This is a genomic window from Vibrio sp. 10N.247.311.47 (genome assembly GCF_041467535.1).
Taxonomy (GTDB): domain Bacteria; phylum Pseudomonadota; class Gammaproteobacteria; order Enterobacterales; family Vibrionaceae; genus Vibrio; species Vibrio crassostreae_C.
Window position 1 is genome coordinate 66818 of record NZ_JBFSUR010000002.1, and the last position, 25625, is coordinate 92442.

The following is a 25625-nucleotide window of genomic DNA, read 5'->3' on the forward strand; positions in this document are numbered from 1 at the left end:
CGCATTGGTAAAACTGCACGACAAATTCTAGTTAACCTTTCAACGTCAACATTTGAAAGGGATTAGAAATCATGACTACTTCACACTCATTTAATTCAGGCTCTACAACTTCTGTGCTTAAGCGTTCATTGCTGATTGCTCTTGTTTCGTTTGCACCGTCGTTAGCTTTAGCGAACCCGAGTTCAGACGTGCTCGATATCTACAACCAAGCGGCGCAAGGCAATGAAGACTTGGTTGAGGTGGCTTATGAACGCCTTAATGACACGCTGCAACAAGACGGCGCTACGCCACTGACTTTAGTTTATTTAGGAAGCACAGAAACCCTGATGGGGCGTGATGCGTTCTTACCTTGGAACAAGATGAAGTATGTGGAGAGAGGCTTATCAACCATTGATAAATCACTGGTGCTGCTGAAAGACGAAGACCAACCAATTCATGAACAACCCCGTGTTCAAGGGCTGCCAGATTCTTACTTAACTCGCGCAATGGCCGCGGTGACTTACACCTCGCTACCAGACATGTTTAATCATTTCGATCGTGGTTATGACCTGTTCCTCTCGCTATTGGCTGAAGATGCTTTCCAGCAACAGCATTTCGCTGTGACATCGTGGATTTACCGTTATGCGATTGAGGCATCGATTCGTGCTGAAGACCTAACGCAAGCACAAGCGTGGCTAGAGCAAATGGAAACGGCCGATGCCGACAACATCGAAACGATGACTGCGAAGGCCCTAATAGCGAAAGCGAAATAAAGGGCATGGAAGCTAAACAGTTGGTTAGTAATCAGAGGAAAACGGGATGATTGAATTTAAAGATATCGGCAAAGCATATGTCACAGGCGGTCAACGTGTTGATGCATTAAACGGGGTCGATGGCCATATCCAGCGCGGTGAAATGGTGGCGTTGTGTGGCCCGTCGGGTTCTGGAAAAAGCACACTTTTGAATATTCTTGGTTTGTTGGATATGAGCTATCGAGGACAGATCAATATTGATGGCCAACCGTATCCGACAGAGCAAATCGCCGCTGCACGCTTTCGCCGTCAGTCGTTGGGTTTTGTATTTCAGCGCTTCAATCTGGTTCCAGTGATGACGGCACTTGAGAACGTGGCCTACCCATTGATGTTGAACCAGTGTTCGAAACAAGAACAGCAGACCAGAGCACAAGAGATGTTGGAGCGTGTTGGGCTAGGCGAATATGTACATCATCGCCCAGACAATCTTTCAGGCGGCCAGCAGCAACGTGTCGCGATAGCCAGAGCGCTAATCCACAACCCAAGCTTAGTCATTGCCGATGAGCCGACCGCTAGCTTAGACAGTCACACCGCCAACCTTGTGATCGACATTATGAAAGAGCTCGGCCATGAAATGGGCACCACCTTTATTGTCGCAACGCATGACCCAAGAATGGCGCAGCGTTGTGACCGAGTCATTGAACTTATCGATGGTCAACTGGCACTACAAGCCACAGCAATGGAGGCAATCTCATGGGCAAGTTAACACAAAGAATGAGCACTTTTTTGCTTCCTACCTCGGTGCGTTTGGCGTGGCTTAATTTATTGAGAAACGGTCGCCGTAGTCTGCTTTCGGTATTGATCATCGCAATTGCCGTATTTGCGCTGACCTCGGCTGGAGGTTATGGGCTTTATACCTATGAATCTCTGCGTGAATCGACCGCGCGCGATACTGGTCATCTTACTTTGAGTACGCCGGGATATTTTGAGCAAGATGAAGACATGCCGCTGAGCAATGGTCTAGACAATGTTCAAGCCCTAACCAAGAGCATTATTGGCGACAGCAATGTGCGTGGGGTGCAGCCGCGAGTCTATTTTAGTGGTTTGGTGTCTAACGGAAGCAAGTCGAGCATCTTTATGGGAACAGGCGTTAATGAGCGCGAGTTCGACATGAAAGGACCTTTCCTTGACGTGCGCAGCGGTCAAACTCTCTCAGATGTGAAATCTCCCAGATACGACAGCCAAGAGCCACAAGTGATGCTGGGAACTGACCTTGCTCGCAACCTCAAAGTTGCGGTTGGTGATTGGGTGACACTGCTCGCGACTACCAGTGACGGCGCATTGAACGCTTTTGATTTTAAGGTGCAGGGTATTTACTCGACAGGAGTGCCTGAGCTGGATAAGCGTCAGCTTTACGTTCATATCACCACCGCTCAAGAGCTTTTGGCTTCAGACAAAGTCAGTACCTTGTCGGTGTTCTTATTTGAGACAAGCAAGACCTCGACCGTTCAACAGCGTATCCAAACAGCTTTAGATCGAAATAGTGCGAGCCAAAGCGATCAAGGCACAGAGATCGAGATCACCCCGTGGCAAGATCGCGCGTTTTTCTACACCAAGGTTAAAGATCTTTACGACCGGATCTTCGGCATCATGGGCGCAGTTATGGCATTAGTGGTGTTCGTGTCGCTGTTTAATACTATGACCATGTCGGTGACGGAACGCACTCGAGAAATTGGCACCTTGTCAGCACTCGGCAGTTACCCCTCTGAAATCGTGGCAGGCTTCTTAAAAGAGGCGGGATTGTTGGCTGTGATTGGCAGCGCGATTGGCGCTTTAGTGAGTGGCTTAGTGTCGGTGTTATTGCTAGTGGTTGATATCCAAATGCCACCACCTCCCGGCAGAACCGAGGGTTACCCACTCAATATTTACTTCTCATTGGAATTGGTTGGTTACGCCACCTTGGGTGTACTGACGATCTGTTTGCTAGCCGCTTATTTCTCTGCTCGCAAAGGCGTAAATAAGCCAATCACGGAGGCGCTGGTTTATGTATAAATTTACTCGTTCACTCACTATTTTAGGTTCTGCGTTGGCTCTAGCATCGGCACCAAGCTGGGCTATCGATTCACAGCAAGTTACCGAGATGATTGCTAAGGCAGACAGCTACCGTTTGAACAGCGAACAGGCATCAAAAGTGGTTTCTCTGGTCGCGCTATATCAAGACGAGCAACTAGACAAAACCCGCGAATACAACGTCTACACAAGACCAAACCGAGAGTCGCTGGTCGTGTTCAAGTCGGCGGTCGAGGCGGGTCAAAAGATGCTGATGATAGAGGACAACTATTGGTTACTGATGCCGAAATCGCGCCGACCTATCCGAATCACACCAATGCAGAAACTCTTGGGTGAAGCTTCGGTAGGGGACATCTCAACGCTGACGTGGAGCGAAGATTACCAAGGTGAATGGGTTGCCGAGCAACAGGTTGAGATGCCGACTGGCGAGACACTCGATACCCATCACCTAAAGCTCGCGGCGAAAACCAAGGGTGCCAGCTATCAATCGATAGATCTGTGGTTAACGGCAGACCGAGCGTTTCCAATTAAAGCGGATCTGTATCTGCGTTCAGGAAAGCTGGCGAAACAAGCGTGGTTTGCTGAAGGCGTGCGTGATGGACTGCCAACAGTGATGTCGATGACCCTGCTCGATAAGATTCAACCAAGAAAGAAAACCGTGATTGAGTACCGCGAAGTGAGTGAACAAAGCTTGGCGGATAAATATTACAACCCTGCTTACCTATCGCGTAACAGCGTGTCTGGTCTGTAGGTGAGCGTCATGAAAGCTTCCAATTGCCGATTCCACATCAAGTCTTCAATCGCTACTTTACTTGCCTTGTCTTGTGTGAGTAACACGATTCAAGCGGATGACCTGAGCTTGGCGTGGGACTGGCAACTGAGTGCAGAAGCCGTTGAATCGAGAGAGTCGCCATTTAGCCCTTTTGCATCTGATAATCGTCAGTCACTCAATGGTTTGTTGGATCTTGAAGTTGGATATGGCAATTGGCTTGGCCTGTTTGCCGTGAAAGCCAATGATATTTTGACTAATACTCCTCAAGACCAAGACGCGAGCTTTGAATCGGAATTCATTGCGCGCGAGCTGTTTTGGCAAGGTGGTGTTGAACTGTCTAATTCAGCGTTCGGTGATCACTACCTTGATGTGACACTCGGTAAGGTTCGCCTAGATTGGGGTGTTGGTTATGGCTACCGACCGTTAGACATTATCAAGCCTTACCGACAAAACCCTGTTGGCATTGTCGCAGAAGAGGGCGCCGGTGTGGCTTCAGCGTCACTGTTCGATATGACGGGCGAATGGACACTGCTTTACAGCGATTCGTCATGGACTTCCCAAGACGTAAATGAATTCGAAAAGCAGAATCAGCAACAAGGCTTTGGGATACGTCGTTACAATCTGGTTGGCGACCACGAATATCAGTGGGTCGCTTATTACGACGATGTACGCCATGGCTTACTTGGGGCGAGTTTAGTGTCGGTGTTGAATCTCGCGTGGGAGTTTCACGGTTCGATGGTTTATCAGCGACAAAGTTTGGGTTACAGCCAGCCTAACTCACTGCTTAAACCGGTTTATCTTGAAGAGCAGGGCGAGGCTTATCAAGCGTTAGCAGGATTAACATGGGCCAATGACACGGGCCATAATGTGGTGCTGGAATACTGGTTTGATAGCCGTGCTTGGAGTCATTCTGAGTGGCAAAGCGCTTTAGAGAATGCGGAATCTTTGTCTCTTAATCCCATGACAATATCGTTGGCGGGCTCTTACGCTCAAGGCTATCAACACGCCAATTTGGTTCAACACAACCTCATGTTTCATTGGTCTCTGGATTCGACACATGGCTGGCTTGAAGATATCACGCCAACATTCGATGTCATGTTGTCTCCTCAAGATGGCGGTTTTATTGCGACTCAGTGGCTCAATTATCAGGCTTTAGATAATGGCAATTCATCGTTGGATTTGGAACTTGCTGCACGCTTTCTAGGTGGTAAAAGTGATTCTGCTTACGCCAACTTACCCGATAGTCATATGATTCTCTTAAATATCAAAGGACGATTTTAATGGACACTTCTTCAAACAGTCGATTTTCATGGATTAAGAGTTTCGCGTTCACCACGCTATTTTGTGTTCTTATTGCGATTACAACCCATACGATTTGGGGCGGCGGATTAACGGTTAACCTGGCAATCAGTTTTGGCTTTGGCTACAGCGCCGTGGGTTCTTCTTTCATCTTGGTGAAGTTGTTTAAGAGGACATCTCGAACGCTTGAGGTGGGTATCTCAATGGTGATCGCGATGACCTTTGGTACCTTGAACGCACACTATTGGTTGAACGGGTATTTCGGGGCTAATATCTCGGACCTTAAATCTGTAGTCTTGCTCGGTGTGATCTTCTGTTCGGTTTGCTATTACTATTTCTATACTCGGGAGCAGCAGTTACGTGCCGATAACGAATTGGAAGTGGCGAAGCGTCGCCAATCTGATCAAGAAAAGGTCGTTGTACTTAGCCAGTTAAAACAGCTGCAAAGCCAAATTGAGCCGCATTTCCTGTTCAACACGCTTGCGACCATCAATGTATTGATTGAGAGTGACAGCGCGAAAGCCAAGTTGATGCTCGAAAAACTGACTGACTTATTACGTGTAACTCTGAAAAACAGCCGCACCGAGCAATCGACCATCGCACAAGAGGTCGACTTGTTAGACGCTTATCTTAATATCCAAAAGATACGCTTGGGTGAGCGCTTAACGTTCTCGATTGAAATACACGAGATTAGCGATTTGCAGGTGATTCCACCGTTCTTGATTCAACCTTTGGTCGAGAATGCACTCACGCACGGCATCGAGCCCAAAGCCGCTGGTGGCCAAGTGAATATTCGTATTACTCAACAAGCACAGCAGCTAAAAATTGAAGTGGCTGATAATGGCGCTGGGTTGAAAACGCCTTCTGCGAATACGGGTCACGGTGTTGGGTTAAGCAATATTCGTCAAAGAATCGAAACCCTGTATGGTGATAAGGCGAGCCTAACGATTACTGAACACGCTGAAGGCGGGGTAGTCTCGACGATCTTGTTACCGTTGACTGAGGCAGCCGCCTAGAATTACAGATCAGAAAAAACCGAACAGTGACGCAAAATAGACGATTTACAGTGTGAATTTAAAGGACTAACCATGAACAACCCAACAGTACAGCCGAGCGTAACGGCGATAATCGCAGACGATGAAGCACTGTTAAGGCACCACTTAGACAAGAGCCTTGCTGAGGTTTGGCCGGAGTTAGAAATCGTCAGTAAAGCACAAAACGGTTTGGAGGCGATGGAGAGTATTCAGCAGCTTAAGCCCGACGTGGCTTTTCTCGATATTCGTATGCCGGAACTGGATGGTATCTCTCTGGCGAAACAACTCAACAAGTTAGATTCACCGCCATTGATTGTGTTTATCACGGCTTATGACGAATACGCGGTCAAAGCTTTTGATCACAATGCGATGGACTACCTGCTTAAGCCAATCAATGAAGAGCGTTTACTGGCCACATGTCAGAAAGTGCAAGCGCGTCTGTCGAGCAATCAAACACAAACAGGTACCACGCCAGAACAGCCCGATATCACGGCGTTAATGGCTCAGCTTCAACAACTATCCCAGTCGACGTCACAGCAAACGCAGCCTCCTTATCTATCGGAGAAAAAGTATCTCACATGGCTCAAAGCCAGTGTAGGGGAAGACATTCACCTAATCGCCGTCGATGATGTCGCTTACTTCAAAGCAGAAGACAAGTACGTGTCTATATTTAAGAAGGGTCAAGGGGGATCGCTAGAGGAGTATATTCTTCGCGTGTCACTAAAAGAGTTGATAGCGCAACTCAATCCTGATGAGTTTTGGCAAATCCACCGTTCAGTGGTAGTGAAAGTTTCCGCCATTGATAAGGTGAAGAAAGGGCTCTCAGGTCAGATGTCGGCGTATGTGTCAGGGGAAAAGCTACCGATCAGCCGTGCCTCGCAAGCGTTGTTTAAGGGTATGTAGCGTACGAGCAAAAGGCGCGACATATCACCTTTATAATTGATTCATGTAATTTATAAATTAAACACTTTCATATTTATATCGAGTGACTCTAAAATTTTAGTCGTTTGATTTAATGGCGAATTATTACACTTTGGCGATCGGATATATTGAAGCAAAGCCCTTCAAAGAGATCGTTATGAAAGCATACTATTTAGTCGTCGTATTGAGCTCCACATTGCTAGGTTGCAGTTCTACTCCTCATCAACAAACGTTATTGAAATCCGATCCATATTGGGTCACAGGTGAATTAGATAACGGTTTAACCTACCACGTTTACCCTGACCGAGAACAACCAGTATCGGTACGCTTACTTGTGCATGCCGGCTCTTTTCAAGAGAGCGATCAACAAAAAGGTTATGCCCATTTTGTTGAGCACATGGCGTTTAATGGCAGCAACAATTTTTCAGGGAATGATGTAGTAGAGTTATTTGAGCAATCTGGTGCTAGCTTTGGCGCTGACTTAAATGCTTATACCTCTTATCAAGAAACCCTCTATAAGTTAGATCTACCCGACAACAAGAATCTAGATAAAGCGTTGGCATGGTTTAGAGATATTGGCGATGGTTTACTGCTGTCCGGCGCTGAAATCGAAAAAGAGAAAGGGGTGATATTAGGAGAATTTCGACACACACGAGTTGAAAATAAGCCTCTCTCATTTAAATTCTACGATCATATGGTTGAAGGCACGAATTACCAAACCAACGATCCCATTGGCAATAAAGAATCCGTTTCTAATGCGAATGTTCAAGAGTTAAATAACTATTACCAAACCTGGTATCAACCTCAGTTAGCCGAGGTGATTGTCTCTGGTGATATCACTCTGGCAGAAGTGATCCCTTTGATTGAAGAAACTTTCTCTGATTGGCAAAGAGGCACAACACCGGTTCCCGTGAAGAACACGTCAGCGGATTACAATACTCAAGATTTTGTGGCGTATGGAGCTGGGAGCGAGCCACCGAGCATCGGGATAGTGATTGAGCGTGGGCAAAGAGTGACACAGAGCCATGAGCAACAACATCAGCTTTGGCTAGATGATATTGCTCAACAACTCATCCAACAAAGGTTGAATTCAGATTTTGTTGACGCTGCATTGCCAGTGCAATGGGTTGCTTCGACTCCCTATTTCTTAGAGTACCAAAGGTATTCCATTACTACGGTTGGCTTTCCTATCGATAGTCGAGAGCAAAGCCAGCAGCAGTTTATTTCTACTCTCGCCTCATTGCGTGATTATGGTGTGAGCGAATATGAATTCACGAGTGTGATACAGCAATACCAAGCTAACCTTGATGACATTCAAGCTAACTGGGAGAGAATGGACGCAGTAGCTCATGCTGACGGTAAGTCGACGGCGCTGGTGATTAACCAAACGGTTCAATCACAGCTTGATTATAAGTCGAGCTTGAAAGAGTTTCTTTCGAGTACGGATCTAGAAGCCGTAAATGATAATTTAGATGATTTACTTTCTAGTCCATATATTTTGGGATTAGGTTTATCGTCTAAAGAAGACTTGCAGGCAATGAATAACGAGCTAAAAGATGTCAGAAAAGCCTATAAAAAGACAGGTAACAGACCATTGCTCGTTACTGCAAGCTCGGCGTTTAGTGTACCAGCGTCTCAAGGTGAAATTGTAAAACAAGTTCAGGTGAGTGACGATCCTAATTTGAAGCAATGGACACTAAGCAACGGCATTGAAGTTTTGTATCTCCGTAACTCTGAGGCTGGTAATAGTGTTGGGGTTTACTATGCAAGTGAGGGGGGAAAAGCGGCGCTGAGTCCTTCGCTGTTTCCTGCTGTAGAGATTGCTCTGCCAGCTTCGATTCGTAGTGGTGTTGGTAAATTTAGTGGTTCGGAGTTCACCGCTCACTTGAGACGCGAAGACATTGAAATCTACCCCTTTATCAACTTTACTCATCATGGTTTAGAAATAAGCGCCAAGAAAAAGACGCTTGCAGAGGGTTTAGCTGCGCTCCATACCATTGTAACCGAACCTAAAATAGACAGTGCCCAGCTTGAGGCTGTGAAGTCTGAATTTGCTCAAGATCGTACAGCATATTTAGAAACACCAGTTGGTCAGTTTATTCAGATGGTTAATCGCAATAGCTATCAAACAAGCAGCCGTCACATGATGCTTGAAAGTGACGATATTAAAGCTGTCACGTCGCAAGATATACTAGACGTACAGCATCAACTCTTTCAAAAATTAAGAGACAATACATTGGTTATTGTTGCTGATATTAACCCCGCTGAAATTAAGCCTCTTGTGCGTCAATACGTTGCATCGTTGCCATTAGAAGCCGCTGTGTCTCCTGATTATCAGGTGGCTTATAGTCCTGATTCGAAAGAACGAATGGATATATCCGTCAATAATGAAGACAGCAGTCAGTATTTATTGCGTGTGATTTCCCAGCAAGCTCGGGATCAAACCGCAAAAGATGTGTTTATGGACGATATGCTTCAGCGCGTGTTGTCGAGCCGTTTAACGGCTTATGTTCGTGAAGAGTTAGGTTTGGATTATGCGCCTTATGTGTACTCGGTTGCACAAGACAGTGAGCCGAGTTATGACTGGTTAATCGGCTCTTTAACGGCTCCAGAAAACTCAGATAAAATTGAACAGGCGATTGATAAGGTCATTGCTGAAGCGGCAAAAGGGATTTCTGAAGATGAGACTCGGACGGCCGCTAAGCAGCTTGTAGCGGACCTTACTCCACTTAAATATAAGCCTACCGAACAAGCTTGGTTTATTTCTCGTTATTTGATTCATGACTATGGTTTTGAGGTGTTGTTCGACCTGCAGGGGACGGCAGACTCAATTTCTAGTCAAGACATGACAGAGTATGCGAAAGAAATTTTTGGTGATAACAGCTATCAGCTGAAGAATTTGTTAAGCCCACAAGGTTAGGTCTAGTTAGGTGAGTGGTTTTCTTGAAAGCCGCTTCTACTTTTTATATGTGGATTCACTTACAAGCCAAATGTTCAAGCATTTGGCTTTTTTTTATTGCACTGACAAGCGAGTCTAAAATCGATGTATTAGGCTCTTATCAAAACACCACTTTAAATGAGCACAGCGATCTTACATAACGATTGGTGATTTATAAAATAAAGATCTAGATCACAAAGATACTCATCAGGTTCAATATTAAATAATAATCGTTAGCTCAATCTGTATATTGTTGATGAATGACATTAAGAGGTTGTTATGAAAACATATTATTTAGCGACGGCTCTATGCCTCACCTTAGTTGGCTGTAGCTCAACATCAAAAACTACCGAAACGCCAATCCAGCCGGATCCGGCATGGACTTCAGGCCAACTAGAAAATGGCCTTACTTATCATGTTTATCCAGATCATGAAGAATCCGTATCTGTTCGTTTAGTCGTGCACGCCGGTTCGATTCAAGAGACTTCTCAACAAGAAGGCTACGCGCACTTCTTGGAACACATGGCATTCAATGGCAGTAAAAACTTCTCTCAGAACGATGTGATTCGTCTATTCGAAGACGCAGGCGCTAGCTTTGGTGCTGATATTAATGCCTACACTTCTTATGAAGAGACGGTCTACCAGTTAGATTTGCCAGATAGCATCCAATTGCAGTCTGCTTTGACGTGGATGCGTGACATTGGTGATGGCCTGGATCTATCAAGTTCAGAAGTCGAAAAAGAAAAAGGCGTGGTTCTTGGTGAGTTCCGTATGGCTCGCCTCGATGATAAGTCATTCGGAGATATATATTATGATTACTTCGTTGAAGGCGGCCCGTACGAATCGCAAGATGCATTAGGGACTAAATCGTCGATCGTGAATGCTACTCCTCAAGGCATCACCAACTTTTATCAGACTTGGTATCAACCTCAAATAGTTGAGCTGGTCGTTTCTGGTGATGTGGACATCAAAACTGTGATTCCACTTATTGAAGAAAAGTTTTCTAGCTGGGAGCGTGGCGATACGCCGAGACCAGAGAAACAGAAAACGACCTCATTCAATGAAGATGATTATGTTGAGTACGCAGGAAGAGAAGCGCCAAGCATCACTCTGACGTTTAACCGCGGTTCAAATATAGTTGAAAATCATGCTCAGCAGAATCAACGCAGGTTAGATGAAACCGCTCAGCAATTGATTCAACGACGATTAGAAGCGGTGTTCAATGATGCCGCGTTCCCGACTCAATGGATTGCATCTGATAGTTATCGAATGGGCGCTTTTTACTATTCGTCAATAAGTGTTGGGTTTCCGGCTGGAGACCGTGAAGTTATCCAACAAGATCTGCTTTCTACATTGGCATCATTGCGTGATTTTGGTGTTTCGGAAACGGATATTGCTGGCGAACTGTACTACTACCAAGACTTGCTGGATAACATCGAGCATAACTGGGATAAAATGGACAGTGTTGAACACGCGAATTACAAAGTGAGTGCGTTAGTCAATGATCGAATAGTCCAATCACAGAAAGATTATCAAGCAAGCTTGGAAGCTTTCATCGCTAACTTGAGCCTTGAAGTGATTAACGACAACATCAAGAATCTACTTTCTGATGATTACTTTATTGTTATTGGGATGGATGACTCCGAAGACAGAACCGCGATCATCAACTCTCTCGATAGTTTAAAAGCCACGTATAGCGAGGCGGGAGTTGCGCCGCTTGCGATTGGAACAGCCAGCGCTTTTGCTGTACCTAGCTCGCAAGGCGAGGTTGTACTTGCTGAACAAATGTCTATTGACCCATACATCCAAAAGTGGACGTTAAGCAATGGCATCGACATGTGGTACCTGCGTGATTATGAGGCAGGTGATGATGTTGGGGTGATGTACATGAGCCTCGGCGGAAAAGCCGCTTTGGATCCGAGCTTGTACCCAGCTGTTGAGGTTGCGTTACCTACCTTCGCTCGAAGTGGTGTCGGTGAGTTTACGGGCTCTGAGCTTTTAGCGTACTTTGATCGTGAAAATATTAGCGCCGATTCTTTCATTGGTAATACTCGTCATGGTATTGAATTTAATATCAATAAAGACGGACTTAAAGATACGTTTGCTGCGCTTTATACCTTCATAACTGCGCCTAAAATTGTTCCCGAGCAGTTAGAGGCAGTGAAACAGGAGTTTGTACAAGGTCAAGAATCTTTCTTGAGCAGCCCTGTCGGTCAGTTTGAGCGCGCAAGAAACCAGAATATCTATCGTCAAGACAGTGGCCACCTCTTTGTTGATAAAGAACGTGTTGAAGCGGTTTCTGTGGAAGACGTCGCTAATCTTCATCAGCAATTGTTTGGTCAAATGAGGCATAACCAATTGGTGATCGTGGGTGACATCGACCCAAGTGAATTAAAGCCTTTGGTTGAGCAATACTTGGCTTCGATTCCATTAGAAAAAGCTGAGGTTCCTGAATTTAAGGTGGCTTACAAGCAGCCATCTGAATCACGCATTGATTTAGCGATCAACAATGTGAATAGTGCAGAGTACATCCTACGAGTTATCTCTGAGCCTAGCGTTGAAGTTAAAATGTCGGCAAAAGATGTTTTCATGGAAGACTTGCTGCAGCGCTTGCTGGCGACTCGTTTAGATACCTATATTCGTGAAGAGTTGAGCTTAGATTACTCGCCATATGCGTATTCAGCATCCGCAGATAGTGAGCTGAGTGGTGAGTGGGTTATCGGGGCGATGGTAGCGCCGGAGAACGTTGACCAAGTTGAAGTGGCGATCGATAAAGTGATTGCAGACCTTTTACAAGGCGTCTCTGAAAAGGAAATGCACGCAGTCGTGAAACAGTTTGAAGCGGACTTCACGCCTCTCGAGATGAGCTCTATTGACCAAGCATGGTACCTGTCTCGTTATTTACTTCATGGTTACGATATCGAAGCTTTGTCTCAAGTTGAGCGAGTGGCGAGGTCGATTACTGCGGAAGACATGAATCAACTTGTCCAACGCATCTTTGGTGAAGATAGCCGTAAGGTTAAGAACATCATGCGTCCTAAAGCCTAAAGCCTAAAGCCTAAAGCTTGAAACCAACAGAAAGAGACAACTCAAAGCCAAGCGAGCACCGCTTGGCTTTCTTGTTTTCCCACCATTCATAACGTCTATGCCTCACCTGTTGTTAAGCCGTTTTAGATCTATGTAAATCTAAATTTTGAGATCGCTTAATCGGTTGCATCGTATCATTTTCTAAAAAAATGTTTTAAATCAAGACAGCGTTTCATTTGTATTGTAGATTGACGATCTACGAGAATGTTGTTTGGATATTAGATTGCTTAAACTGGGTACCCGATTAGTCTTAATGTTGTTTTTACTGAGCTTTGGCTTAGTGAATTCTAACGGCTATTCGTTTCCTTCTAAGCCATTTCAAATATACTCGGCTCAAGAGCAATCTTCACAAAATGATCTTTGTAAACAAGCTGATACGGATAATCCGTCGAGCTACTTAGAGTGCGATAAGGCTCAGTTTGGCACCGTGCCTTCTGGTGACAGTTCTAACTATCACGACACCGAATCAAGCCTTCAAGCAGCAAACTTCAGACGTATGCTCAGTAACGAGCAAGAAAGCGTGGCCGATCTTGAGCCTGCTTATCATCTACTGATTGACTTCTCTCCCCCTTCAATACTGGCTTCTCTGCTTTTCAACACACCGTTGTTGGACTCTAAGCAGCATTGGACCAGTATTGTGAGTTCTCCGTCTTCCCGGCTTTCGGGGTGGAAAGAGGGCAACATCCAATACTCGCATTTCCGAGAACTTCTTAGCTAATCGTTTGACCCTAAATTGGTCGTATCGGTGGTCACTTGTGCCCATTGAGCTCGCCAATTAACCAAGACAAACATAGCGACATCAGCTTTAGCATCACTACCGTTCAATCAGCTTGTTCTGGTTTCAGCTATCGATCGTGTTCGCAAAACATTAGTTATACCAATCGTAGTAAATAACTGGTCAACCTAGCTGGTTAAAACGCTCGTTCACTGTTTTTTTTCGGTGCTATTTTTGAGCACGTATTTACGGTGATTGGTAAAAAGAAGAGATCTTGACTGTGAAAAAACGCATTCCAAGAAAACAAATTAACCACTATTCAAAGTGGAAATACGCGGTGCTTATCGCCACCATTATCATCATGGTTCTGAGTGCTTTACCGTCTTGGTATGGCGAGAATGCATCGGTTCAAATCAGCAATCGCTCTGAGCAGACAATCGATGCGACTCAAATTACTCAATACCTTGCGAGCGAAGGCATCCAAGCCAAATCTGCATTTCAAAAAGACAAACGTTTAGTCGTGATCTTAGAAGACGCTGAACAACAAGCGAAAGCCAAAGAGGTGCTGAATGAGCGTCTATTGGATAACGCGACCGTTGCGCTAGCGATGGAGCCAGCAGCACCAAAATGGTTGACTGACATGGGCTTCGCGCCGATTCAGCTAGGCCTTGATTTACGTGGTGGTGTGCAGTTCCTGCTAGAAGTGGACATGGAACCGGTTTACCACGCACAAGCGCAATCTGTGGTCGATGAGATCACCAGCCAAGTACGTTATGCACGCGGTAAAGTGGTGAACAACCAAGTTGAGTTTAACTTCCGTACTGATGCCGATTTCGAGAAAGCACAGAAACTGATTCGCGAGGAGTTCCCACAATGGCAACGTGACCGTTCAGATAAATCGCTAACGTTAACTCAGTCTGAAGAAGAGCAAAGAACGCTACGTAATCTAACGGTTCAACAAAACCTGCAAATCATGCGCAGCCGTATTGAAGAGCTAGGCATCACTGAGGCATCGATTCAACGCCAAGGTGAAAGCCGTATCCGTATCGAACTTCCGGGTGTGCAAGACCCTGCAGCTGCGAAAGACGTGATTGGTGCTACGGCTTCGCTTGCGTTCTACTCTGTGTACGACAACGCAACGCGCAATACTCAAACTCTGAAAGATTCAGATGGTAATCGTGTCGTGGTTGCTCGCAAAGCGGTATTAAGCGGTGAACACATTATCGATGCACGCAGTGGCATTGGTGAGATGGGCAGTGCAGAAGTAAACATTACGCTGGATTCTTCTGGTGGTAAGAAAATGTCTGAGTTTTCTCGCCATAACATCGGCAAGCCAATGGCGACCGTTTACAGCGAATACAGCCGTGATAGAGCCGGTAACAGCGAAAAAACCAGTGAAGTGATCAGTGTGGCGAACATCCAATCTCAACTGGGTAGCCGTTTCAGAATCACAGGTGCAGGCAGCATGGCAGAAGCACAAGAGCTTGCTCTACTGTTACGTGCAGGTTCATTAACAGCGCCTGTTACCATCATTGAAGAGCGTACCATTGGCCCATCTCTGGGGGCTGAAAACGTAACGAATGGCTTTGCTGCTTTGGCTCTTGGCCTTGGTCTTACTCTAACGTTTATGGCGCTATGGTACCGCCGCCTTGGTTGGGTCGCGAACTGTGCATTGGTGGTTAACATGACCACATTATTTGGTTTGATTGCGCTGCTACCGGGTGCGGTGTTAACTCTGCCGGGTATTGCGGGTCTAGTACTGACCGTTGGTATGGCGGTGGACACCAACGTGCTTATCTTCGAGCGTATTCGAGACAAGATGAAAGAAGGGCGCAGCTTTGCTAGCTCTATCGACCGTGGTTTCGATAGCGCATTCTCTTCTATTTTCGATGCTAACGTCACCACCATGATCGTTGCTGTGGCTCTATATACCATTGGTAATGGACCGATTCAGGGCTTCGCTCTGACACTGGGCTTAGGTCTTCTAACCAGTATGTTCACGGGCATATTTGCTTCACGAGCGATCATCAATTTGGTTTGGGGGCGTGACCAACGCCACGATGTAAGGATTTAAGCATGAGTATTTCAAAAATGACTATTTCAGACAGCAGCATGACTCGCCTTCGTAAGGTGATGTCTGTGATTTCTATTGTGCTGTTCATGAGCTCTGTGATGCTGGTGGCAGTGAAAGGTTTTAACTGGGGCTTGGACTTTACTGGCGGTGTGGTTGCTGAAGTTCAGCTCTCTGATCAAGTAACCAAAGATGCGTTAAAAACCAAACTTGATACGGCTTTCCAACAAGACGTTCAAGTGGTTGGTATGGCAGAGCAAGATCGCTGGACGATTCGTTACAGCCAACTGACAGATGCTCCACAGCCAAACTTAGTGGATGCTTTGTCTTCTGTCAGCGACCAAGTAAAAGTGCTTAACAGCAGCGTGGTTGGCCCTCAAGTCGGTCAAGACATGGTTGACCAAGGTGGCTTAGCGGTATTGGTGTGTTTCCTAATGATCATGCTGTACCTGAGTGTACGTTTTGAATGGCGTTTAGCACTCGGCGCCCTAGCCGCAATCATCTATGACGTGACGCTTATCTTGGGTCTGTTCGCTTTTACTCAGTTCGAGTTCAACCTGACTGTGTTAGCGGCTGTGTTGGCGATTTTGGGTTATTCATTGAATGACTCGATCATCATTGCCGACCGTGTCCGTGAGATGCTGCGTGGTAATCCAAATGGTGACACTGACAACCTGCTTAACGAATCGGTTAAAGCGACCTTCTCACGCACCATGGTGACCTCAGGTACAACGCTAATCACCGTATCTGCACTTTGGCTACTTGGTGGCGCTGCGCTGCAAGGTTTCGCGATTGCACTGGTTGTAGGTATTGTCAGCGGTACGTGGTCTTCAGTTTCAGTAGGTATCACACTGCCTAAGTTACTTGGTCTACAGCCTTGTCACTACCAAGTGAAAGCGCCGGTAGAAGTTGAGGGTGAGTACCCTTAGGTTATCTATTGGTTAACAGTACAACTTAGTCAGTAACGTCAACAAAGCCCTTCGTTTATAGTAAAACGAGGGGCTTTATTTTTTATAAGAGTCAAACAGTTACAGAAAAGAGAGCCTATTTCAAAAAACGATGGATTGAGCAGGCAAGCCCTCATGATATGAAGTATGTTTAGATGACGTTCGTAGAAATGAGGCAAGGGAATGGAATATCGACATCAATGTCATGTAGGCGACCATGGTGATGCGCTAAAGCATCCAGTATTGAGTGCACTTGTTCGGTCATTAATGCAGCAACATTCACGCCTCAATGTTATCGACACGCACTCTGGTACAGGGTGTTATGACCTCAACACTGCACCAAGTAATCATGCTGGTGAGTTTGCTGAAGGGGTTGGGTACTTGTGGCGAAACAAGGCTTATCTTCCTCCGGCATTCGCTTCTTTTATGTCGGTGCTGGAATACTACAATCCGAACCAACTTATCTCTCTCTATCCGGGTTCTGCAGCCATCACCTACCAACAAGGCCGCAGCCAAGATAGCTTCTATTTTTCAGACATTCAGCAAGATGAAGCCGACTTATTACAAACCAACATTGAGAAGCTGCAACGCGATCTTGATGTTTCAAGTAAGCTCACCATTACCGCTGGCGATGGCTTGAAAGCACTGCCTGACGACATAGCAAAACACGATAATCATCACCTGATCGTGATTGACCCACCTTACGAAACCGATTCAGAATATCTCGCGGTGGTTGATGCCTTGGTTAAGGCGTATCAGCAATCTGAGAAGGTATCTGCACTAATTTGGTACCCGCTCTACACGGATGACAAGAGCTCACTGATTTTGAACCATTGTGTGACCGCAGTGAAAGATGGTTTGCTGCCAAGTCCGATTAAGTCGGAGCTTCGCCTTCGAGATCCTAAGGGTGATGATCGCCTGATCGGTAGTGGTTTACTGTTGTTCAATCCACCACAAGGCATTGCGGGAACGGTCGCAGATACGCTCGATTATTTACACAGCCAACTCGCCACTAATGGTGAAGGCTACTGGCAAATGAGAAGCTTATAGATCTGATTTTTATGGGTTTTATGATGGTTTTCTAGACATCACTCACTAAACCACTGTTATCTATGTGGTTTAAATTGACCAAACGCTAACTTTTATCGATTGATTAATTGCAGTGAATCATTTAAAAATAGAATATCAATGCGCACAAGTGCATAATGGCTCATAAGTTAAATAATTAGTCCCAGATTAATATCAGATTGTGGTTTACCCCCTAAACTGCATTAGGCTCGCACTAGTCATGCGAGCCTTTCTTTTGCCTGAAGGAAAATCTAAGGCAGTTCTATCAATTTAAGATTCACTACAACACTGGATAATCGATGTAGCCTTTTTCGTTGCCGCCGAACAGAGTGGCGCCATCAAGTTCTGATAGTTCGCTGCCGTTTTGTAGGCGTGAAACTAGATCTGGGTTAGCAACGAATGGGCGACCAAATGCGACGAGATCGGCGTAGCCTTTGCTTAGTACTTCTTCGGCGCGTTGTGGTGTGTAGCTGCCGGCAACGATGATGGTGTTAGAGAACAAGGCTCTTAGTTCGACACGGAAGCTTTCAGGGATAACTGGAGCATCATCCCAGTCGGCTTCTGATAGGTGCAGGTAAGCGATGTCTCGATCTTGAAGTGCCTTCGATGCCTCTAAAATCGTTGGTACGATATCTGGGCAGTTCATGTCTTTGAAGGTGATGAACGGCGCCAAGCGCACACCTACTTTATCGGCACCTATCTCTTCAATCACAGCATCAACCACTTCGATTAGGAAGCGAAGTCGGTTCTCGCGGCTACCGCCGTAGTTGTCGGTGCGTTTGTTTGAGTTGGTTCTTAGGAACTGATCAATCAGGTAGCCATTGCCACCGTGTATTTCCACTCCGTTGAACCCTGCCTCGACTGCTTTTTTCGCTGAGTTAGCAAAATCTTGAACAACACGATCGATGTCTGCTTGGGTCATCTCTCTTGGTTGGATGCAATCCACCATGTTGCCGTTACCATTCTCATCAGAGATCCAAACCTGCGTTTCTATGGGTGCCAGTGCTGAAGGTGCAATCGGCAACTCGCCTTTTTGAAAGGTAGGGTGTGATACTCGGCCTACGTGCCATAGTTGGCAGAAGATCGCGGCACCTTGCTCTTTTGCTGCTGTGGTGACTGATTTCCAACCTTCGATTTGCGCATCGGTATAAACGCCGGGTGTGAATGAGTAACCTTGAGAGTCATCTGAAATTTGTGTGGCTTCAGTGATGATAAGTCCTGCACTTGCTCGTTGTTGGTAATAAGTCGCCATCATGTCGTTGGGCACGTTTCCAGGTTGGCTAGTGCGAGCGCGTGTCATGGGTGCCATAACCACGCGATTTTGCAGTTCTAGGCCTTTCAGTTCTGATTTTTCAAATAATTTGTTCATGGTTTCTACCTTGTTTTAATGCTGTGATCTTTCGTTTTGTATTGGGGCGAGAAGTCGCGTTATTTGCTTTCTGCTGGGCTGAAAATAGAGTTGCTTTGTGGCTTGCCCGCTCGGTTGGCTTTGGCGATAAGCAGCAAACCAATCACTGGGACAACAACGGCTGCGAATGGAATCATGCCTGCGCCTAGTTGGCTGTCGAGTACCATGCCGCCAAGGAATCCACCAAAGGCATTGGCTAAGTTAAACGCTGAGATATTCGCAGTTGCTGCTAGCTCTTGGCCTTCGCCACCGTGGTTCATTACTCGAAGTTGCATGGCAGGGACGTTCGCAAATGATGCAATACCAAAGACAAATGCAGCTGCAACGAAGAGGATTTTGTTGTCTACCACAAGGCCAACTACAACCAATGACACGATCATTGCAACGGCCCAAAACATTGAAGCTTTGCCTAGGTTTTTATCTGAAGAGCGTCCGCCCAAGGTGTTACCGATGATTAAGCCGACACCCACAATCACTAAGATCCAAGTAACAGACTCTTGACCGTAGCCGGTGATGTGCATAGCGATTGGCGCAAGGTATCCGTATAGCGTCATGAAGCCAGACCAAGCAAAAGCAGTGATTGCCAAGCTGATCAGCAGCATTGGGTTTTTGAACGCTAGAAGCTGAGTTTTGATGTCTTTCGCTTCACTGTGGCCTGTCGATTTAATCGATATCAAAATGGCAAGCATCGCGATAGTGCCAAGTGCTGCCACGGTAAAGAAAGTAGTGTGCCAGCCGAATTGCAAGCTGACCCATGTACCAGCTGGAACGCCAAGAACGTTAGCGAGTGTTAAGCCTGCGAACATTTGGCCAACGGCACGACCTGCCATTTTTTCAGACACTAAGTTGGTTGTAACAACCGCACCGATACCATAAAAAGGGCCTTGCACTAAGCCTGCGATAACACGGCTGGCAAGTAGAAGTGGGTAGCTAGGAGCAAGGGCTGATAAGACATTACCGATGATGAACAGTGCCATTAAGCCAATCAGTACCATCTTCTTGTTAAAACGTGCGAGGTAGATGGTTAAGATCGGGCCACCAATAACGATAGCCAATGCGTAAGCACTGATTAGGTATCCGGCTTGACCTTCGGTGATCGAAAGGGATGTGGCAATTTGTGGAAGGATGCCTGCAATAACAAACTCAGCGGTGCCGATGGCAAAAGCTGCGAGTGTCAGTATCCAAACTTGGAATGGGATCTTTTCTTTATGGATCGCTTCTGATTTCATAGTGAAGTACCTGTGTTAATTCTTGTTTGTTAGGACGTGAGATACACGCCCTAACGATTGTTCTTTATGTCTTTGCTTCTTTGCTTCTTTGCTTCTTTGCGGAGTGTTAGCTGAGTAGAGCGCCGCCATCGATGTCGATGATTGACCCTGTGACGTATGGGTTATTAATTGCGAACAGGTAACCCATGGCTATCTCTGAAGGCTCGCCAACCTTGCCTGCGGGTAGGTTGTTTTTGGCGTTGTCGTACATGCTTGTACGAGCGGAATCGTCCATGTTTTTGTAGGCTTCCGTCATGGTTAAACCCGGGCTAACGGCATTGACTCGAATGGGGGATAGCTCTTTCGCTAGTATTTTGGTTACGCTTTCTAGTGCGGCGTTGATGGCGGTTTTTACGTAAGTGCCTGCCACAACCTTGCGTGACAACATGCCAGTTGTGAACGTGATAGACCCGTTTGGTGTCATGTAACGAGCGGCATGTTTGGCTACGTTTAAGCTGCCCCAAAACTTAGTGTCAAAAGCTGTCTTAGCGTCTGCGGTTGCTACGTCTGTTACTTTTCCTGCGGGAGCGGATGAGCCAGCCGTTACGATTAAGTGGTCAAACACGCCAATCGATTCGAAGTATTCACAAATCGACTTTTCATCCGTGACATCAACGCCGGTGTGTCGGCTGGCAATATGTACCGTGTTGTTCTCGTTTCTTAGTTGCATCGCTAGTGCTTTGCCGATACCTGATGTGCCACCAATGATGACGAAAGTGCGTTGCTCTTGATTAGTCGATTCGTTAGTCATGCTCTGAATTCCTGCGTTGTTCTGTTGATGTTTGCCATTATATTTATTCGACTAAATTTGATAATTGGTTAAAATATAAATTCATTATTCGGTTAAACTGAATAGTGTGGCTGAGTATTCAAATCGAGCATTAAGATCGAGAAGTAAGACGAAGAGGTGGAAGCGAGAATCGTATGGATAAGTTTTCAGATATGGCGATGTTCGTGAGCATTGTTAAGCATCACGGGTTAGCTGCGGCTGGGCGAGAGTTAGGGCTTTCTCCTGCGACTATGACAGCAAGGCTGCAGGCGCTTGAAGAACGATATGGTGTGAAGTTGTTGAATCGAAGCACGCGTCATGTGTCTTTGACCGACTCTGGGGAGTTGTATCACAAGGCATGTTTGGAGATTTTAGACAACGTCAGTGAGGCCGAAAACCTGATTCAAAATGGCGTAAAAGAAGTCAAAGGCTCGCTAAAAATCGCCGCGCCAAAAGACATCGGAAAGCAGTACATTCTTCCTATTCTTTCGGAGTTTTGCCAGCAGTATCCGGACGTTATTCCTTACCTGTACTTGAACGATAACCTCTCGAACATTGCTGAATCTGGTATGGATATCGTGGTCCGTTATGGTGAATTGGTCGACAGCAGTTTGATATCCAGACGCTTATCGCCAAGTCGACGCGTGTTGTGCGCTTCTCCTGAATATCTTGCTAAACATGGAACACCGTTAACACCACAAGATTTGGTCGAACACGACTGTTTAGCCATGCTGCGTAGCAATGAAGAGCTCAAGACATGGCACTTCCAAGACAATGATATGAAGAAGTCGGTGACGGTTGTGCCGAAGCGATTTTCAGACGATGGCGAAGTGATTCGCTACTGGGCATTAAAAGGTGAGGGCATTGCGCTTAAATCGGTGTTGGATGTGCAAGATGACATCAATAACCAACGCCTTGTGACTCTGCTTAATGGCTACATGAAAAACTTCAATACCGCGATGTCGGTGTCGAGCGCCGACTTGAATGTGGTGTACATCAGCAAGAAATATCAGCCGAAGCGTATCCGACTGTTTTTGGATTTTCTGTTTGAGCGGTTTGGCGATTTGGTTGAAAAGTCTAGTTAGATTGGCGAATCGGCCGCACATGACAGATCTCTCGAACTCAGCACCCGGCTACGGACAGAGAACATTTAACTGGTTATGATACGAGCAACATAAGGACGTGATTGGAGAGAGAAATGAAAGTTGTCGGTAACACGGTTATCAAACCTTTTCATAAGGCAACCTGCCATTGCGGTGCGGTTGAATTAGAGCTTAGCTTACCTAACGGGATAGAAAAACCACGCCGCTGTGATTGTTCTATCTGTCGTCGCAGGGGAGCGATTGTGGGCTCTGTTGCGCTAGATGGCATCAAGATCCTCAAAGGTGCTGAGCATCTCAAGCTTTATCAATTCAATACCAACACCGCGAAGCATTACTTCTGCTCAAACTGCGGTATCTATACCCATCACCAACGCCGCTCAAGTCCAAATGAATACGGTTTTAACATCGGCTGTTTGGAAGGGGTGAACCCTTTTGATATTGGCGATGTGGTGACTAATGATGGTGTCAATCACCCAGCTGATCGCTAAATAACTCGTCGTTTGAGAACCAATTATTTGATAACTAATGGATAGAGGAAGGGTTTATGTCTGAATATGGAGCGGTCATTCGCTGGCAAAAAGCGGAAGATGAAGTCTTTAGCGACAATCAATACAGTCGAGGTCATACGTGGGAGTTCGATGGTGGTGTCACTGTGCCTGCTTCGTCCTCTCCACATGTTGTGCCACTGCCGTTTTCGGTGGAAGCGAATGTTGATCCAGAAGAAGCGTTTATCGCGGCACTTTCTAGCTGCCATATGCTGACGTTTTTGGGCATTGCCGCAAAGCAGAAGTACGTGATCGACTCCTATGTCGATGATGCGATTGGTGTGCTGGAAGAAGATGAATCTGGCCGCTCATCGGTCACTAAGGTGACTCTGCGCCCTAAAATTGTGTTTTTAGGTACCAAAAAGCCCACCGCCAAGCAGCTCGACAAACTGCACCACTTGGCGCACAAAAACTGCTTTATCGCGAACTCGGTAAAAACGGACATTGTGGTAGAAACTAAAGCGTAAACCACACACGTTAACATCCAAAAACCGCGAGGTTGCTTAGTGCATCACTGGCGGTTTTTTTGTGTCTGTGTAATCCTACGTACGGTTTTAATTGAGTGACAGTTAGAAAGTTTTGAGAGATAGGTAGAGAGCTCTTGAATGGTAGGAATAGATTGATTAGCAGAGAGTTATGTTTAGCGTCCCATTGAATAGTTTTGTACATCGTGTGAGTGATAAAAGCCAAGTGATGGTGAATGCTGCGGAATGTGGATGTCAGTTGAAACGAGTTCGTCGTTCGCGTAATTGGCTGTTGGTCGCTCAAGAGTATCAACTCGTTGAATTTAAAACGATGTTAACCCATGAAAAAGACGGTTGGATAGCAATTGCAATCGACAAAGTGCTGCCTAAACCCGTGGTGTGTTTGGCATCTCTGTTGGCCGCTACACCTTCAATGACTGTGGCTCAGCTGGTGATGGAATCTGGATGTTCAATGGCCGAAGCAAGACGTGCTATTGATGAACATGAAGGTCTGTAGGCGTATTCAAATCGTGTGAAAAGAGAATTGCGAGCAGCAAAAAGCCCGTAACGATATTGCGCTGGAAAACGTCATATCGTTACGGGCTTTATCATCTGTGCTGCTGTTAAGCTAAGCCATGCGGCTGATGATGCATTGAATCGATTAAGAGTTCGCTACTTTTACACGAATCGTGTTTTTGCCAAGCTTTGACAAGTTCAGCTTGTTTAGTGCCGCTTTAGCTTCTTCTTGCTCTGGCATTTCAACAAAAGCGAAGCCTTTTGAGTCGCCAGTTTCTTGGTCTAAAACTAGGCTGCACTCTTTTACTGAGCCAAACTCAGAAAATAGCACACGGATGTCTTGCTCAGAGGTAGAGCGCGATAGGTTACGAACTAGAAGTTTCATAATAAACCTTGAATATGAATTTACGCCGAGCATTGTCGCACACTTTCATGCTCACCCTCACAAATAATTACTCTAATCATTTCTTTGGTAATGTGTCGCTCTATTTACCGATTAAGCGAGCTGTTTACCTGCTAGCCGCGGTTTATCGTGATATCTGACACGAATCCATGCTCTGTGCTGGTCAACGCCTGTTGTAGCATCTGAGCGGCTTCTTGCGCGGTCATAAAGCTCGAGGTATCCATGCCTTTACCGCTTGTATTCCAAAACTCGGTCGCCATTCCTCCAGGGTAAACCGCCACGATTTTCATCGGGTGACCTTTTAGCTCTAACCTTACCGATTCGATAAAGCCTTTCACGGCCCATTTTGCCGCGCAGTAGGTGGACTCTTCCGCTTTAGCACCTTGTGCCGCCGTCGACATCACCACAGCGATGGTGACCGATTGATCTTTGTAGCGCTGTACAAGCTCGCGAATCAAAAAGATCGAAGACTCAATATTGTTCTTCAGCATGTCGCTGATGATGGTTGGATCTTGCTGTTCTATCTTACCGAAGTACCCACTGCCAGCGCTGTGGATCACCAGCTTCGGCATTTCAGGTAACGCATCCAATAACTCGCTCACTGAGTGCGGGTCACAGAGATCACACGCTTGGCTAATGGTATTCGCAGGTAGGCCTTGCGCCACTTCTGCTAAACGTTGTGCATTGCGACCTGTAATGGCTACGCGCTGAGCGTCGGCGTTAGCATATTGTTTCGCGAGAGCTGCGCCTAAACCGCTGCTTGATCCGGTAATTAAAATCATACTGTCTTCAATTTGTAGAGTTGATTCGAGATAGTAAGGGGCTAGGCTAAGATTTTCTGAGATCTATGGCTAAAGTTGATCGATAGCCTGGTTGATAGGTTGATAGGTTGATAGGTTGATAGCTTGGGTGATCGGTCGAGCGGTAAGGCTGAGCTAAGAAAGTGGGGGAAAGCCGTTAAGAATCGACGGGTTTAGCAAGAAATAACAGCGTTAAAAAACAACGAACTAACAAGTAAAAGCGCCGGCATAGAGCCAGCGCTTTTGAGTAATCATAAGTGATTATTCGTCGTCGAACTGTTTGATCGTGAACGCGTCTTCGATTCGGTTAAGCTCTTCTTGTTCTTTCACTCGCTTCTCTTCTTGCAGAGTCGCTCTCGTTTCGTTGAAACGTTTTTTCTCTGACTTAGTCAGGAATTTTACAGCTTTTTTGTTGGTCAGTGCGTAAGCAACTACGTCTTCACCTTTTTCTCTGCGGTCGTTTACGCGTTGTGAGAAACGTTCATTGTCGCGAGCTTTACGCTCCGCTGAGGTCAACTTGCTCATGCTTTAAAGCCTTTTCAATTATTCATGGTAGGGAATCTACGCTTAGCGAAACAAATGGGGACTGCTTAGTGTCAGTCTAGTCCATTTGTATGCTGGTGGCGCATCTTAGCACAATGGCTTGAGCATGCAGGTATGCTATTCGAGGGATCAAACAAAACAGCCCACAATTTT

Annotated in this window: 23 protein-coding genes; 17 read left to right on the forward strand and 6 right to left on the reverse strand. The window is 46.0% G+C overall.

What is annotated here, in order from left to right; genetic code table 11:
* The first annotated feature begins 71 nt into the window (after positions 1 to 71).
* The 13 genes from AB6E51_RS01840 to rlmJ all read left to right on the forward strand — a co-directional run bounded on the left by AB6E51_RS01840 (position 72) and on the right by rlmJ (position 17635).
* Complete coding sequence (locus AB6E51_RS01840) at positions 72 to 752, forward strand: hypothetical protein (RefSeq protein ID WP_017065104.1); 681 nt, start codon at positions 72 to 74, stop codon at positions 750 to 752.
* Between the two features lie 46 nt (positions 753 to 798).
* Entirely contained in the window at positions 799 to 1497 is a 699-nt protein-coding gene (locus AB6E51_RS01845) for an ABC transporter ATP-binding protein (RefSeq protein WP_017067011.1), read from the forward strand.
* On the forward strand, positions 1485 to 2783 hold the full coding sequence (locus tag AB6E51_RS01850; protein ID WP_372057697.1) for an ABC transporter permease: 1299 nt from the start codon (positions 1485 to 1487) through the stop codon (positions 2781 to 2783). The genes AB6E51_RS01845 and AB6E51_RS01850 overlap by 13 nt, the downstream gene beginning before the upstream one ends.
* Complete coding sequence (locus AB6E51_RS01855; protein ID WP_372057698.1) at positions 2776 to 3552, forward strand: outer membrane lipoprotein-sorting protein; 777 nt, start codon at positions 2776 to 2778, stop codon at positions 3550 to 3552. The genes AB6E51_RS01850 and AB6E51_RS01855 overlap by 8 nt, the downstream gene beginning before the upstream one ends.
* A gap of 9 nt (positions 3553 to 3561) precedes the next feature.
* The gene (locus AB6E51_RS01860; protein WP_372057699.1) at positions 3562 to 4854 is read left to right on the forward strand and encodes a hypothetical protein; all 1293 of its coding nucleotides are present in this window, start codon (positions 3562 to 3564) and stop codon (positions 4852 to 4854) included.
* On the forward strand, positions 4854 to 5888 hold the full coding sequence (locus AB6E51_RS01865; RefSeq protein WP_372057701.1) for a sensor histidine kinase: 1035 nt from the start codon (positions 4854 to 4856) through the stop codon (positions 5886 to 5888). Before AB6E51_RS01860 ends, AB6E51_RS01865 begins: the two co-directional genes overlap by 1 nt.
* Before the next feature lie 72 nt (positions 5889 to 5960).
* Positions 5961 to 6809: a LytTR family DNA-binding domain-containing protein gene (locus AB6E51_RS01870; protein ID WP_017066907.1), complete on the forward strand. Its 849-nt coding sequence runs from the start codon at positions 5961 to 5963 to the stop codon at positions 6807 to 6809.
* Between the two features lie 175 nt (positions 6810 to 6984).
* Entirely contained in the window at positions 6985 to 9747 is a 2763-nt protein-coding gene (locus AB6E51_RS01875; RefSeq protein ID WP_372057702.1) for a M16 family metallopeptidase, read from the forward strand.
* Positions 9748 to 10044: 297 nt separating this feature from the next.
* A complete protein-coding gene (locus AB6E51_RS01880) occupies positions 10045 to 12813 on the forward strand; it encodes a M16 family metallopeptidase (RefSeq protein ID WP_372057703.1) in 2769 nt (922 codons plus the stop codon).
* A 292-nt stretch (positions 12814 to 13105) separates the two neighbouring features.
* Positions 13106 to 13570, forward strand: coding sequence for a hypothetical protein (locus AB6E51_RS01885; protein WP_017070201.1), 465 nt, complete (start codon positions 13106 to 13108; stop codon positions 13568 to 13570).
* A 271-nt stretch (positions 13571 to 13841) separates the two neighbouring features.
* The gene (gene secD / locus AB6E51_RS01890) at positions 13842 to 15641 is read left to right on the forward strand and encodes a protein translocase subunit SecD (RefSeq protein ID WP_372057704.1); all 1800 of its coding nucleotides are present in this window, start codon (positions 13842 to 13844) and stop codon (positions 15639 to 15641) included.
* 2 nt (positions 15642 to 15643) lie between these two features.
* Positions 15644 to 16567 (forward strand): protein translocase subunit SecF, encoded by a 924-nt coding sequence (secF, locus tag AB6E51_RS01895; protein WP_102312208.1) that lies wholly within the window; start codon positions 15644 to 15646, stop codon positions 16565 to 16567.
* Positions 16568 to 16768: 201 nt separating this feature from the next.
* A complete protein-coding gene (gene rlmJ / locus AB6E51_RS01900) occupies positions 16769 to 17635 on the forward strand; it encodes a 23S rRNA (adenine(2030)-N(6))-methyltransferase RlmJ (RefSeq protein WP_372057705.1) in 867 nt (288 codons plus the stop codon).
* Positions 17636 to 17933: 298 nt separating this feature from the next.
* Here rlmJ and AB6E51_RS01905 read toward each other — a convergent pair whose 3' ends face one another.
* The 3 genes from AB6E51_RS01905 to AB6E51_RS01915 all read right to left on the reverse strand — a co-directional run bounded on the left by AB6E51_RS01905 (position 17934) and on the right by AB6E51_RS01915 (position 21080).
* Positions 17934 to 19022 (reverse strand): alkene reductase, encoded by a 1089-nt coding sequence (locus AB6E51_RS01905; RefSeq protein ID WP_372057706.1) that lies wholly within the window; start codon positions 19020 to 19022, stop codon positions 17934 to 17936.
* A gap of 59 nt (positions 19023 to 19081) precedes the next feature.
* Positions 19082 to 20290 (reverse strand): MFS transporter, encoded by a 1209-nt coding sequence (locus AB6E51_RS01910; protein ID WP_372057707.1) that lies wholly within the window; start codon positions 20288 to 20290, stop codon positions 19082 to 19084.
* 106 nt (positions 20291 to 20396) lie between these two features.
* Positions 20397 to 21080 (reverse strand): SDR family oxidoreductase, encoded by a 684-nt coding sequence (locus AB6E51_RS01915; protein ID WP_372057709.1) that lies wholly within the window; start codon positions 21078 to 21080, stop codon positions 20397 to 20399.
* A gap of 173 nt (positions 21081 to 21253) precedes the next feature.
* Here AB6E51_RS01915 and AB6E51_RS01920 point away from each other — a divergent pair, with 173 nt between their 5' ends.
* From AB6E51_RS01920 to AB6E51_RS01935, 4 genes are all read left to right on the forward strand, one after another.
* Positions 21254 to 22183 carry a LysR family transcriptional regulator gene (locus AB6E51_RS01920; RefSeq protein WP_054541984.1) on the forward strand — a complete coding sequence of 310 codons (930 nt, stop codon included), beginning with the start codon at positions 21254 to 21256 and terminating at the stop codon, positions 22181 to 22183.
* Between the two features lie 113 nt (positions 22184 to 22296).
* Positions 22297 to 22689: a GFA family protein gene (locus tag AB6E51_RS01925; protein WP_029226011.1), complete on the forward strand. Its 393-nt coding sequence runs from the start codon at positions 22297 to 22299 to the stop codon at positions 22687 to 22689.
* A 56-nt stretch (positions 22690 to 22745) separates the two neighbouring features.
* Positions 22746 to 23213, forward strand: a complete 468-nt coding sequence (locus AB6E51_RS01930; protein ID WP_372057710.1) for an OsmC family protein — start codon at positions 22746 to 22748, stop codon at positions 23211 to 23213.
* A 169-nt stretch (positions 23214 to 23382) separates the two neighbouring features.
* A complete protein-coding gene (locus AB6E51_RS01935) occupies positions 23383 to 23727 on the forward strand; it encodes a ribosome recycling factor family protein (RefSeq protein ID WP_017061272.1) in 345 nt (114 codons plus the stop codon).
* 144 nt (positions 23728 to 23871) lie between these two features.
* Here the strand turns inward: AB6E51_RS01935 and AB6E51_RS01940 are convergent, their stop codons facing one another.
* From AB6E51_RS01940 to AB6E51_RS01950, 3 genes are all read right to left on the reverse strand, one after another.
* A complete protein-coding gene (locus AB6E51_RS01940; protein ID WP_017061273.1) occupies positions 23872 to 24111 on the reverse strand; it encodes an RNA-binding protein in 240 nt (79 codons plus the stop codon).
* 131 nt (positions 24112 to 24242) lie between these two features.
* A complete protein-coding gene (locus AB6E51_RS01945) occupies positions 24243 to 24911 on the reverse strand; it encodes an SDR family NAD(P)-dependent oxidoreductase (protein WP_017065090.1) in 669 nt (222 codons plus the stop codon).
* 279 nt (positions 24912 to 25190) lie between these two features.
* Positions 25191 to 25454, reverse strand: a complete 264-nt coding sequence (locus tag AB6E51_RS01950; protein WP_017061275.1) for a hypothetical protein — start codon at positions 25452 to 25454, stop codon at positions 25191 to 25193.
* Between the last annotated feature and the right edge of the window lie 171 nt (positions 25455 to 25625).